Source organism: Alteromonas pelagimontana (genome assembly GCF_002499975.2).
In the GTDB taxonomy this organism is placed as follows: domain Bacteria; phylum Pseudomonadota; class Gammaproteobacteria; order Enterobacterales; family Alteromonadaceae; genus Alteromonas; species Alteromonas pelagimontana.
Genome location: NZ_CP052766.1, coordinates 2,652,924 through 2,665,319, shown reverse-complemented (window position 1 = coordinate 2,665,319; position 12,396 = coordinate 2,652,924). Strand labels below are relative to the sequence as shown.

Here is a 12,396-nt window from a genome sequence, read left to right as displayed (position 1 = left end):
AGGAGCACAGAATGGCAAATGCAAAGAATGTCTACGGTAAACCGCTACAGTTATGTTGCGGCAATTCCGGTTTTACACGGGAAGGTTTTTGTTATGTTCCCGCTTCTGATGTCGGCAACCACAGTGTGTGCGCGATTGTTGATGAACCATTTTTGGATTTTTCTATCAATCAGGGAAATGATTTAATAACGCCGCGGCCGGACTTGTCTTTCGCCGGGCTCAAACCCGGAGATAAATGGTGCCTGTGCGCAGCCCGCTGGCTACAAGCCTACGAAGCTGGCGCCGCGCCAAGAGTCAATCTGGCTGCGACGCACGAAAAGGCTCTTGATGTAATTCCGCTTGCAGTCCTTGAACTTTATGCCAAATAAAGTTAGTTACTATGGCGTACGAATCACCAACAGCCGTGTTTCAGTCATATCTTCGATAGCATAGCGGATCCCTTCACGACCTAGGCCGGAATCTTTCACGCCGCCGTAAGGCATATTGTCGACCCGCCAACTCGGTACATCGCCAATGATGACCCCGCCGACTTCCAGTACATCCCAAGCTTTTTGAGCTTTATAAAGATCCCGCGTAAATACGCCAGCTTGTAAGCCGTACCGACTATTATTCGCTTCTACCAGCGCAGTATCGTAGTCGTCAAATGAGGACAATACCGATACCGGTCCGAACGCCTCTTCAGCATTCACATCGGCATCTGCAGGCACATTTTCCAATACTGTGGCTTCCAGCATCGCTCCTTTACGTTTTCCTCCGCATAACAGATTAGCCCCCGCTTTCACTGCCGCCTGAATCCAGTTGTCCAGCCTCTCTGCTTCAGACTCTGCAATCATGGGCCCGATGAAAGTATCTTCCTTCAGTGGATCGCCAGATACCAGTTCAGCAACCCGTTTGACATATTGCTGCTTGAAATCATCATAAATATTTTTGTGAACCAGTAAACGCTGCACGCTGATGCAGCTTTGTCCGGACTGATAATAGGCACCCACGATGATGCGGTCGATAGCATCTTTAAGATCGGCGTCTTCATCTACAATACAGGCTGCGTTACCGCCTAGCTCAAGTACCACTGGCTTTTTACCGGCTTTTGCTTTTAACGCCCAACCTACATCCGGCGATCCGGTAAAACTTAATAGCTTTAACCGCTCATCGGTAGTAAACAAATCTGCGCCATCGCGGCTACAGGGAAGAATGGAAAATGCGCCTTTTGGCAAATCGGTTTCCGCCAGTACTTCACCAATAATGAGCGCCCCAATGGGCGTGCGGGAAGCCGGTTTAAGCACAAAAGTACAGCCTGCGGCTATAGCAGGAGCGACCTTGTGCGCGGCCAAGTTTAATGGAAAGTTAAACGGAGAAATGAACGAGCAAGGGCCGATGGGAACCTTCTTGGTCATTCCCTGATAGCCGTCTGTTCGCTCAGATATTCTCAGGTTAATGACCTCACCATTAATTCTTACGCTTTCTTCGGAGGCAATTCGAAAGGTATCAATTAACCGCCCTACTTCGCCTTTCGCATCTTTTATCGGTTTACCTGCTTCTATGCATAATGCTTTTGCCAGCTCGTCAGCACGTTCAGTAAAGCGTTTTACGCAATGATCCAGCACCGCTTTACGCTGATATGGCGCCATCGCGGTCATTGCTTTTTGCGCATTTTCAGCAGCGGCTATCGCTTTATCGATGGTAGCGGCGTCGGCTTTGGCTACTCTCGTCGCGACCTCGCCAGAATATTTATTGGTAACTTCCAGATCCTGATTGGCGAAAACAGGTTCATTCGCCAGATAATAGGGATAACTTTCCTTCAACATAGGAGCTCCTTAGAGTCTATTGCTTAATTCGCGTATGGTCCGATTCAACGTTTCGTCGTTCATGCTGTAATCAACCGGACAGTCAATAACATGGACTCCCGGTGTCTGCAGACAATTTTCCAAACAAGGAATTAATCCATTGGTTTGATCAATTCGCCATCCTTTTGCACCGTAGCTTTCGGCATATTTCACAAAATCGGGATTACCATAATCCAACCCAAAGTCGTCCATTTGCATGTGCGCCTGCTTCCATTTAATCATGCCGTAAGCGTCGTCCCGTAATATCACCACTACTATATCCAGCTTTAGCCGGACAGCAGTTTCCAGTTCCTGGCTGTTCATCATGAACCCGCCGTCCCCACACACACTCAGAACAGGCTTATCAGGATGTACCAGCTTTGCCGCCATCGCCGACGGCAACCCAGCCCCCATTGTCGCCAGCGCATTGTCCAACAAAATGGTGTTGGGCGCATAAGCGGGATAATTACGTGCGAACCAAATCTTGTACACGCCGTTATCTAAAGTAACAATGCCGTCTTCTGGCATAACTTTACGTACATCTTTTACAAAACGTTCGGGCAGTATGGGAAAGCGATCGTCATTTTCAGCTTCATCGCGATGAGATACGTAAGCTTCATGTACGTCTTTATAAAAATCGAGTTTCCAACCGGATTGTGGGTCAACGCCTTCTTTTATCTGCCAGATACTATTGGCAATATCGCCTACCACTTCTAACTGGGGAAAATAGACCGGATCCACCGCTGCGGGTTCAAAGTTAATATGAATCACTTTTTTGCCATCGTGATGCATGAAAAACGGCGGCTTTTCTACCACGTCGTGCCCGACGTTAATGATAAGATCTGCTCGAGCTATTGCGCGGTGGACGAAATCACCATCTGACAGCGCGGTATTTCCCGCAAACAGTGGGTCGCTTTCATTAAGCACGCCTTTGCCCATTTGCGTAGTAATAAACGGTATACGTGTTTCATCCACAAACTCCCGCAGCATTTTCGCCGTTAATTTGCGATTTGCGCCAGCACCAATCAGTAATATGGGAGAGGTGGCCTTTTCAATCATATCCACGGCCGCGTTAATGGCCTTATATTCGGCTATAGGGCGGCGCGATAAGCTGGGCTTGAGCAAGGGCATCGTCGTTTCTTCGTCGGCAATATCTTCAGGAAGCTCAATATGCACTGCGCCAGGACGTTCTTCATGGGCAATGCGAAAGGCTTCGCGCACAATTGAAGGAATGCGGTCGCCGCTCACCACCTGCGTTGTGTATTTGGTGATTGGCCGCATCATATCGACTACATCAATAACCTGAAAGCGGCCTTGCTTGCTGGTTTTAATGGGCTTTTGGCCTGTGATCATCATCATCGGCATAGCCCCAAGCTGTGCGTATGCCGCAGGAGTGACAAGATTAGTGGCACCGGGACCCAAGGTCGATAAACACACACCCACTTTTCCCGTAAGCCGACCATAAGTAGCGGCCATAAAACCTGCGCCCTGTTCGTGCCGGGTCAGAATAAGCTTGATAGAGGACGAGCGTAAGGATTCCAATAAATCTAAATTTTCTTCACCCGGAATACCAAAGATATATTCGACACCCTCAGCTTCCAGCGCTTTTACAAACAGATCAGAGGCTTTCATCCTGAGTGCTGCTCCTTTGTTGGGGTGCATAGCGTCGGGAAAAACGTGGCCCAGCTTAACACCTGAAAATTGTTGTAATAGGCTACGGGAAAACGCAGTAAAACGATTAGTTGAAAAAGAAGGGTAGATGGGCTAAGAGTAAATGGCAAAGAACAGCGAAAGAAATCGGCCTGTTTAGGCGTCAGACAATCCCGCTTCCCAGGCTTTGAGCTTTCCCTGAGTAGCGCTATCCACAGAATTTTTATTCTGGGCTACCCACCATTTTTCCATCGTCCGCACATTTGCGCGATTAGCTTTATAGAAAAAGTCGGCAATGTCCCCCACAAAAGGAACAAAGCCAATGCCGAAGTCAATCATGGACTTTCGCACCATGCTGGTCACCAGCGCCTTCGGCATACCCATCTTCTTACCTAGCCAGACAATTCGAAGTGACGCAAGTAACATAACCGCATCGCCTAAACCGGGAACGAGACCAACGATAGAATCCATACCTACACGAAAGGGAATGAAGGGTAGTTTGAATGCAGAATCTAATGTGTTCGCCCAACGCTGCGCCTGTAGCAGCTCCTTAGGCGCATTGGCTTGAGACGAGGTTGATGTCACTCAGTGGCTCCCAGTGCTTGCGCCAGTCTCTGGCGCGTTATCATATTCTTTTCTATACGCCAGCCACTAAGATTTTGCTCAACTAAATTAAACATTACTTCAATATGCTCAGGATCGCTGTTTAACGCTTCAATATACTCGTAGCGCTCCCCGCCTGCCGCCATAAAATATTCTCTGTTTTCCTCGCCAATTTCTTCAATGGTTTCCAGACAATCTGCAGAAAACCCCGGACACACCACCTGCACTGATTTCACTCCCTTACCGGGAAGTGCTTTCATCGTAAAATCGGTGTAAGGCTGTAACCACTCTTCGCGACCAAACCGTGACTGGAAAGTTGTCATGTATTGAGTTTCCTGCAAACCAAGTGCCTCGGCTAACAAGCGCGAGGTTTTATGACATTCGCAATGGTAAGGGTCCCCGTTGAGCAGATATCGTTTGGGAATGCCATGGTACGACATTACTAACATGTCAGCTTTGCCGCGTTCATCCCAATGTGCACGTACTTTGTTAGCCAGCGCTTGGATATACCCGGGATCATCATGATAATGGGTAACAAAGCGTAATTCGGGAATCCAGCGTCGTTTGGTGAAGTCGGCTGCCACAGCATCGAATGTGGAGGCCGTGGTTGAAGCGCAATACTGAGGATACAATGGCAGCACAATAAGCTTTCTCACACCTTTTGCCAGCATGCGTTCTATAACATCATCCACCGCCGGATTTCCGTAACGCATCGCAAAATCAACCACCACATCATCACCGTAAGTTTGGGCACAACGCGCAGCCAGGGCCTGACATTGCGCTTTGGTGATGTGCATGAGAGGAGAACCGTCGTCGGTCCAGACTGACGCATAAGCTTTAGCTGATCGCTTAGGACGAATATTAAGGATCACCAGATTCAATATTCCCCACCAGATAAATTTAGGAACTTCGACCACGCGAGGGTCTGAAAGAAACTGTTTTAGATATGGCCTCAGCGCCCCTGAGGTGGGGCTTTCCGGCGTGCCCAGGTTGGTAATCAGCACACCCAGTTTATCCGACTGTGAGTGTGAAAATCCGGCGTTGCTTTTGTACTTCATATTAACCCAACCTTTCGCTAATTATTTGTTTTTGTTGCTGGGATTATAGCAAGCTCATGAACCAATGCACTGGCTAGTGCAGTGGAATCGCTTACTTAATCAAGATTACCTCAATTGAAAAATTGAATTGGAAAGTCACGCTGGTGCGGAGACGGTGCGCATGCACCGCTGTACTGGTATTAGGGCTGGTAGTAAGTTGCAGCTCCGGGACCCACTGGCATACCAAAGAAGAACACCCATACATAAAAAAGGACTGTCCATCCCACCATAAACACTAAGGAGTAAGGTAGCATGGTCGCGATTAACGTCCCCATTCCAATGTTCTTCTGATAACGAGCTGCCATCGCCAGAATCAAACCGAAATAGCTCATCATAGGAGAAATTACATTGGTGACAGAATCGCCGATTCTGTATGCAGCCTGAATCACTTCCGGGGCAAATCCGATAAGCATCAACATAGGCACGAAAATTGGCGCTGTTACCGCCCACTGCGCTGACGCACTTCCTAATGAAAGATTGACTATGCCGCACATTAAAATAAAGATAATGAACACTTCAGGGCCGTCTAGTCCCATCGCTTTCAGCAGAGTGGCACCTTTTACAGCAAGTACGGTACCCAAATTTGTCCAATTAAAAAACGCCACGAACTGAGCAGCGAAGAACACCAGGGTGATATACAACCCCATCGCTCCCATACTTTTAGACATTGCGTCAATGACGTCACGGTCATTTTTCATGGTGCCGGCTAATTTCCCATACACAAACCCGGGCACAGCAAATGTGATAAATATAAACGCGACAATCCCTTTTAAGAAAGGCGAACCCGCCACTTCTCCTGTTTCTGGATTACGTAATATACCGTTTTCAGGCACGACGGTTAACGCCAATAACGCGCACACCGCAGCGAAAGCAACGCCAGCCCAAAGCAGCGCTCGCTTTTCATTTGCTGAAGGCGGTTGCATTGATTGCTTTTCCAATGTGGTTGATGCACCTGATTCATCGTATTTGCCGAGTCTGGGCTCAACGACTTTTTCAGTCACCATAGCGCCCATAATGGCAATAACAAATGTGCTGATGAACATGAAATACCAGTTTACCTCTGGTCCTACCGAGTACTCCGGATCAACCATGTGAGCAGCGGCTTCAGTAATGCCTGAGAGCAAAGGGTCCACAGTCCCTAGCAGGAGATTGGCGCTATAGCCGGCGGATACGCCAGCGAATGCTGCAGCAAGACCCGCTAACGGATGACGACCCAGAGAATGAAATATCATTGCTGCTAAAGGAATCAATACCACATAGCCTAGTTCAGAAGCGGTATTCGAAATAATTCCCGCAAAAACGATGGTAAACGTCACAGATCTTTTAGATGCGTTCATTACCAGCGCTCGCATTGCGGTGGAAAGCAACCCTGAATGTTCCGCAACAGACACACCGAGTAGAGCAACCAATACCGTGCCTAAAGGGGCAAATCCTGTAAAGTTGGTGACCAGACCGGTAACGATGCGTTGCAGACCCTCCGCACTCATCAGTGAGATTACCTCAATCCATCCATCTGCCGCGCGCCCTTTAGCGCCTTCCGGTCTTGGATCCGCTACTGCCACGTCGAAGTAGCCGAGCACACCGCTTAGCAACACGATAAAAAGCGAAAGCAATGCGAATAAGGTGACGGGGTGAGGCAATAAGTTACCCAGCCATTCTACGGTGGCCAGAAATCGCGAGAATAAGCCACCGTTTCCGCTTTGTGAAGCAGAATCCTGATTGTTGTGAGACACGTTTTGTTCCTCTGTCGTTTTATGACTTTCTTGCCACGGCTTCGCTCTGATGACGAAGATTCATTTTTTTCTCGTTGCAGAAAGTTTTCTGTATATTCGTTAGTGCCAGCGCAGTTTACCTGAAAATTTGTCCTGTTGGCACCTTATGGAGCAGGATCGCCCATTAACTCTAGATAATCTAAGTAAATGGCTGCCATGGGTGGAATTTATCTGTTTCTCAATAGAGCTTTACTTAAATGCCTTGTCCAATAAGGCTTTGCAATTCGAAATAAATAAGCAGTTTTATAAAACATTCACTTTTTACACCTAAGCGATTTTGCGCCAGCAGTTACATTGTAGATGAAGACAAATTCGGCGCTAAGGGCCGAGATGAGTAAGCGGAAATGAGTAATGTAAATCGTTTAATATCAGTTACTTATTCTCAGTCATCTGCCACAATACTACAGCGCTCTTTATCGCATTTCTGCTTTCAGGAAGTTATCTGTACCTGACAGCAGGAATACTAATCCGCAGCGAAAATAGATTAACGAACGAGTGCTGAAGGCCGTATGTAAATCCAAACAAATGTGTGATCAGCTCAGAGATAGAGAAATCCTCTTAATTAATGCGGATTAGTTGTTATCAGAGATTCAATGACGTCCTAATGGCGCAGCTTCGAACTCGCCCCACGTAAACTAATAACGTTCTGTACATAAAAAATCCGATGCTCGTATGAACATCGGATTTTTGTGCTTTGCGCGACCGCAATTAACTACAGCGCCGGCGTTGCTTATCTCTTCGTATTAATACGAAAGTGGCTACACGACTAATTGCCTTTGCCGTTCTGTCCATTCATAAAGCGGAAGAACTCTGTTTCCGGAGACACCACAAGCACATCTTGCTTATTGTTAAAGCTAGCTCTGTAGGCATCCATACTGCGAAGGAAACTAAAGAAATCTGGACTCTTAGAATAAGTGTCAGCATATATCTCGGCAGCAATTGCATCACCTTCACCACGTACCTGACGTGCGTTGCGTTCAGCATCGGCAAGCATTACGGTAACTTTTGCATCAATGTCTGCACGTAGCACTTCGGCTTGTTCCTTACCTTCTGAGCGATGCTCTCTCGCCACACCTGCGCGTTCTGCACGCATACGTTGGAAAATAGAGTTGCTCACCTCCGTTGGCAAGTTTATCTGCTTAACACGCACGTCGACAATTTCTATACCCAATTCACTGGAAGAAGTAGAAGCTTGCTCCATAGCTTGGCTCATTAATGCCGAACGTTCGCCAGAAACAATCTGATTAATTGTGCGATTACCGAATTCAGACCTTAGCCCGTTGTTTACCTTCTGCTTAAGTAGCGCTTCAGCTTGCAGTCTATTACCGCCAGTAGACAGATAATAACGTGCAAAGTCATTAATTTTCCATTTTACATAGGAATCAACGATAAGGTCTTTCTTCTCGGTGGTAACGAATCTGTCAGGCGCATCATCTAAAGTTTGGATGCGGGCATCAAAATGTTTAACCGAATCAATGAATGGTAATTTAAAATGCAAACCTGGATCAAAAACCCGTGTCTCACCTGATTCATCGTCTCGCTGTACTTTACCGAACTGAATGACGATTGCTCGCTCGCCTTCCCGAACAACAAACAGCGATCCTGTAGCCAATAATGCAAGCACAACAATTACAGCAATTATTAGATTTTTCATGGCTTACCTCCTACCGTCACGAAAGCTATCATTGCGTAATCCCGGACTATTGGTTGTGGAATTCGGGCTTTCAATTTCTATCGGATTTTGCAGACCTTCAAGTGTACTTCTTGAGCGCACTGGCGCTGTACTATTTTGTTTGTCCATCATCTTATCGAGAGGCAAATACATCATGTTATTACCGTTTTTGGTGTCGACCAGTATTTTGCTGGTGCGCGAGAAGATGCTTTCCATCGTTTCCAGATAAATACGATCACGGGTAACTTGAGGGGCTTTATTATATTGCGGTAATAACTCTTCAAATCGGGCTACTTCACCCTGAGCTTCCAAAATTATCTGCTCTTTATAAGCCTGTGCTTCTTCGTTCATTCGGTTTGCCTGTCCACGGGCGCGAGGTTCAATTTCTCGGGCATAGGCTTCAGCTTCACGAATAAAACGTTGCTCATCCTCCTGCGCGGCAATCGCGTCGTCAAAAGCATCTTTTACCTCTTCCGGCGGACGGGCATCACGAAAGTTCATATCAATGATAGACACACCTAAATCATAAGGTTCTAAAATTGCCTGCAACTCTTCCCATACACGCTGGCGCGTCGCTTCACGACCATCGGTAAGCACGTTATCCATGGTAGAGTGACCAACGACGTAACGAATAGCGCTATCAAGCGCTTGGCTCAAGCTGGTTTGTGGATCCGCTACCGCGTAAGTCCAACGGTAAGGATCTACGACTCGGTACTGCATTTCCATCTGCACTCTTACTACGTTTTCGTCTTCAGTTAACATAGAGCCAGAAGATGCCTGATCGCGAATAGATTGCACATCCACCGGAATAACCGAATCAATAAATGTTGGCTTCCAGCGCAAGCCCGGTTCGACTTGCTGGTAATACTCACCAAAACGTAATACCACACCACGCTCAGCTTCACGAATAGTATAGAAACCACTTATGATCCAGATAACTACCAGTAAACCGATAACCAAGAGAATACCAAACTTGCCAACGCTTTTGCCTGAGCCGCCTTTACCGCCGCCCATTTTGCCAAATTTGCCGAATAAATTCTTGAACACATCGTCCAAATCTGGGGGCCCCTGATCGCGACCGCCCCGGTTCTTCCAGGGGTCATTATTTTTGCCACCCGGCTCATTCCAAGCCATGCTGTTACTCCATAAGTGGTTATTGATGAGTAAATTACCGTTGTCGTCGCATTAAATGCGCGTTGACTAATGATTTATAATATAGCCAGACAGCCCTTCATCTAGCCTTTTTTCCAGACGGTTCCAATCTGCGGTGGGCATTTTCACATCCACCACCCAGTCTCCGTCTGCATCATACATTTCATTGGCAATACAGTTTAATTCGTATAAAACTCCACGCAATCGGCTTTGTGCAGGCGGTATGCGTAAAGTATAACTGACCATGCTCTTTGCCAGACAATCTGTTAACGCCTGCGTAAGCAGATCAGTACCTTCACCAGTCTGAGCTGAAAGCCATACTCGTATAGGAGTACCTTCTTCATCTCTATCTATACGTGACTCGACTTCTTCGAGTTTATCAATCTTGTTACAGATAATGAGTTGCTGAATATCGTCAGCCTCGATTTCTTCCAAAACCGTATTAACTTCATCCATGGTGGCAAGATAATTTGCATCCGCCACATCTACTACGTGAAGCAACAAATCCGCTTCCTGAGTTTCTTGCAATGTAGCTTTAAATGCGGCTACCAAATCATGAGGCAAATGGCGGATAAAACCTACAGTATCTGCCAGTATTGCTGGCCCAACATCTTGCAAATCAAGCTTTCGCAATGTTGGATCCAATGTAGCAAAAAGCTGGTCCGCAGCATACACATGAGCATTGGTAATTTGATTAAACAGTGTCGACTTACCTGCGTTGGTGTACCCGACTAATGATACAGTCGGAATTTCTGCGCGCTTACGGGATCTACGCCCTTGCTCCCGTTGTTTTTGTACTTTTTCCAGACGGCGAAGGATAGACTTAATCCGGCCCCGGAGCAAACGGCGGTCGGTTTCAAGCTGGGTTTCGCCAGGCCCCCGCAGACCAATTCCACCTTTTTGTCTTTCAAGGTGAGTCCATCCGCGGATTAATCGAGTTGAAATGTGACGCAACTGCGCAAGCTCTACCTGAAGCTTACCTTCGTGTGTACGTGCACGTTGCGCAAAGATGTCTAGGATAAGACCGGTGCGGTCTAGAACCCTACATTTGCAAATAGCTTCTAAATTTCGCTCCTGAGAAGGCGAAAGCGCATGATTAAAGATAACTACATTGGCATCATGCGCCTTAACAGAGGCTGCGATTTCTTCAGCTTTACCGGAACCAACAAAATATTTAGCATGGGGAGCACTGCGCGATGTCGTAAGCACATCTACCGCATTCACACCTGCAGAAGAAACTAATAGTTCCAGTTCGGCCAGATCTTCTTTGCTGCTCTCGTCAGCAAAATTCACATGAACAAGGACAGCCTGTTCACCGGCTTCGTAACGGTCAAACAAACGCGATACCTTTGATATTATTCACCTTTATTATTTTCAGCGTCCCCTTGGGTGGTGGGCATTGTGATTGCACGCGACGGTACGACCGTCGAGATAGCATGTTTGTAAACCATTTGGCTTACCGTGTTTTTTAACAAAATGACAAACTGGTCGAAAGATTCAACCTGCCCTTGTAACTTAATGCCATTGACGAGATAAATGGACACAGGTATACGTTCCTTGCGTAACGCATTAAGAAATGGGTCTTGTAGTGATTGCCCTTTAGCCATTTGATATCCTTAGTTTTTATTATTTCCCATGACAAACCCGAACCAGGATGCCACCGCGCCTTAATGTATACCACACTCGAACCTTCAAAGTGTGACTTTTGCTAATACTTTAGTCAAATTATCTTTAGCAAAGGTCTCTAGCCAGCACAGAGACTGCCAACCCCGTAACCACGTTAACTGCCGCTTGGCCAATTGACGGGTTGCTATAATACCTTTCTCTCGCATCTGTGCATAGCTCAACTGGTCATCCAGATACTGCCACGCTTGTCTGTAGCCTACAGAACGTATAGAAGGTAAATCTTCATGAAGATCACCACGACGATAAAGTTTTTTTACTTCGTCAATAAATCCCGCTTCCAGCATTAGATCGAAGCGCGTGGCAATACGTTTATGTAATACCGCCCGATCCTCTGGTGCAATGGCAAATTGCGTGATTTCAAAGGGACATACTGTGTTTTGCTGCGATTGCCAGTGAGTCAGTGTTTTTCCAGAGCTGCGGTACACTTCCAGTGCTCGTAGCAATCTTTGCGGATCATTCGGATGGATTCGCGCAGCACTGATGGGATCAATCCGACCCAGTTCCTGGTGAAGCGCTGTCCATCCTTTCTCGCCAGCTTCCCGACTTATCTGCTCTCTAACGACTTCGTCTGACTTAGGTAAGGGCGAAATGCCATTTATCAAGGCATTAAAGTACATCATTGTGCCCCCTACGAGCACCGGCACTTTATTGCGCGCCTGAATGTCGGCAATAAGCCTAATTGCATCAGTACAAAATTGCGCTACTGAATAACTCTCTGCCGGGTCAATAATATCAACGAGCCAGTGCCTCACCGCAGACATTTCCTCTGATGTAGGCTTAGCCGTACCAATGTTTAAACCGCGGTATACCAAAGCAGAATCTACGCTGATAATTTCACAATCAATGTGCTGCGCCAGTGACAGAGCCAAACCGGTTTTTCCCGACGCGGTAGGGCCCATTAAGGCTATTACAGGTAACGTATCTTTGCCTTCAGGTGTCAT

Annotated in this window: 11 protein-coding genes; 1 reads left to right on the top strand and 10 read right to left on the bottom strand. The window is 47.0% G+C overall.

Going from position 1 to position 12,396, the window contains the following annotated elements:
* The first annotated feature begins 11 nt into the window (after positions 1-11).
* Positions 12-368 (top strand): DUF2237 family protein, encoded by a 357-nt coding sequence (locus CA267_RS11685; protein ID WP_075607316.1) that lies wholly within the window; start codon positions 12-14, stop codon positions 366-368.
* A gap of 9 nt (positions 369-377) precedes the next feature.
* On the opposite strand, the gene CA267_RS11680 is transcribed toward CA267_RS11685, so the two are convergent.
* The 10 genes from CA267_RS11680 to miaA form a co-directional block, all read right to left on the bottom strand.
* Positions 378-1,805, bottom strand: coding sequence for an aldehyde dehydrogenase family protein (locus CA267_RS11680; protein ID WP_075607317.1), 1,428 nt, complete (start codon positions 1,803-1,805; stop codon positions 378-380).
* A gap of 9 nt (positions 1,806-1,814) precedes the next feature.
* The gene (locus CA267_RS11675; protein ID WP_075607318.1) at positions 1,815-3,455 is read right to left on the bottom strand and encodes an acetolactate synthase large subunit; all 1,641 of its coding nucleotides are present in this window, start codon (positions 3,453-3,455) and stop codon (positions 1,815-1,817) included.
* Between the two features lie 174 nt (positions 3,456-3,629).
* Positions 3,630-4,058, bottom strand: coding sequence for a DUF4112 domain-containing protein (locus tag CA267_RS11670; RefSeq protein ID WP_075607319.1), 429 nt, complete (start codon positions 4,056-4,058; stop codon positions 3,630-3,632).
* Positions 4,055-5,134, bottom strand: a complete 1,080-nt coding sequence (gene hemH, locus CA267_RS11665) for a ferrochelatase (protein ID WP_075607320.1) — start codon at positions 5,132-5,134, stop codon at positions 4,055-4,057. Before hemH ends, CA267_RS11670 begins: the two co-directional genes overlap by 4 nt.
* A gap of 179 nt (positions 5,135-5,313) precedes the next feature.
* On the bottom strand, positions 5,314-6,906 hold the full coding sequence (locus CA267_RS11660; protein WP_075607321.1) for an AbgT family transporter: 1,593 nt from the start codon (positions 6,904-6,906) through the stop codon (positions 5,314-5,316).
* Between the two features lie 805 nt (positions 6,907-7,711).
* Positions 7,712-8,599, bottom strand: a complete 888-nt coding sequence (gene hflC, locus CA267_RS11655) for a protease modulator HflC (protein WP_075607322.1) — start codon at positions 8,597-8,599, stop codon at positions 7,712-7,714.
* A 3-nt stretch (positions 8,600-8,602) separates the two neighbouring features.
* Positions 8,603-9,751 (bottom strand): FtsH protease activity modulator HflK, encoded by a 1,149-nt coding sequence (gene hflK / locus CA267_RS11650; protein WP_075607323.1) that lies wholly within the window; start codon positions 9,749-9,751, stop codon positions 8,603-8,605.
* Between the two features lie 66 nt (positions 9,752-9,817).
* On the bottom strand, positions 9,818-11,107 hold the full coding sequence (gene hflX / locus CA267_RS11645; RefSeq protein ID WP_075607324.1) for a ribosome rescue GTPase HflX: 1,290 nt from the start codon (positions 11,105-11,107) through the stop codon (positions 9,818-9,820).
* Positions 11,108-11,124: 17 nt separating this feature from the next.
* Complete coding sequence (gene hfq / locus CA267_RS11640; RefSeq protein WP_075607325.1) at positions 11,125-11,376, bottom strand: RNA chaperone Hfq; 252 nt, start codon at positions 11,374-11,376, stop codon at positions 11,125-11,127.
* A gap of 84 nt (positions 11,377-11,460) precedes the next feature.
* The gene (gene miaA, locus CA267_RS11635) at positions 11,461-12,396 is read right to left on the bottom strand and encodes a tRNA (adenosine(37)-N6)-dimethylallyltransferase MiaA (protein WP_075607326.1); all 936 of its coding nucleotides are present in this window, start codon (positions 12,394-12,396) and stop codon (positions 11,461-11,463) included.

Excerpts from the sequence above, each read along its gene's own strand:
- hfq (WP_075607325.1), bottom strand. The coding sequence starts at position 11,376 with ATGGCTAAAGGGCAATCACTACAAGACCCATTTCTTAATGCGTTACGC.
- hflK (WP_075607323.1), bottom strand. The coding sequence starts at position 9,751 with ATGGCTTGGAATGAGCCGGGTGGCAAAAATAATGACCCCTGGAAGAAC.
- hemH (WP_075607320.1), bottom strand. The coding sequence starts at position 5,134 with ATGAAGTACAAAAGCAACGCCGGATTTTCACACTCACAGTCGGATAAA.
- hflC (WP_075607322.1), bottom strand. The coding sequence starts at position 8,599 with ATGAAAAATCTAATAATTGCTGTAATTGTTGTGCTTGCATTATTGGCT.
- CA267_RS11675 (WP_075607318.1), bottom strand. The coding sequence starts at position 3,455 with ATGAAAGCCTCTGATCTGTTTGTAAAAGCGCTGGAAGCTGAGGGTGTC.
- CA267_RS11685 (WP_075607316.1), top strand. The coding sequence starts at position 12 with ATGGCAAATGCAAAGAATGTCTACGGTAAACCGCTACAGTTATGTTGC.
- miaA (WP_075607326.1), bottom strand. The coding sequence starts at position 12,396 with ATGACACCTGAAGGCAAAGATACGTTACCTGTAATAGCCTTAATGGGC.
- CA267_RS11680 (WP_075607317.1), bottom strand. The coding sequence starts at position 1,805 with ATGTTGAAGGAAAGTTATCCCTATTATCTGGCGAATGAACCTGTTTTC.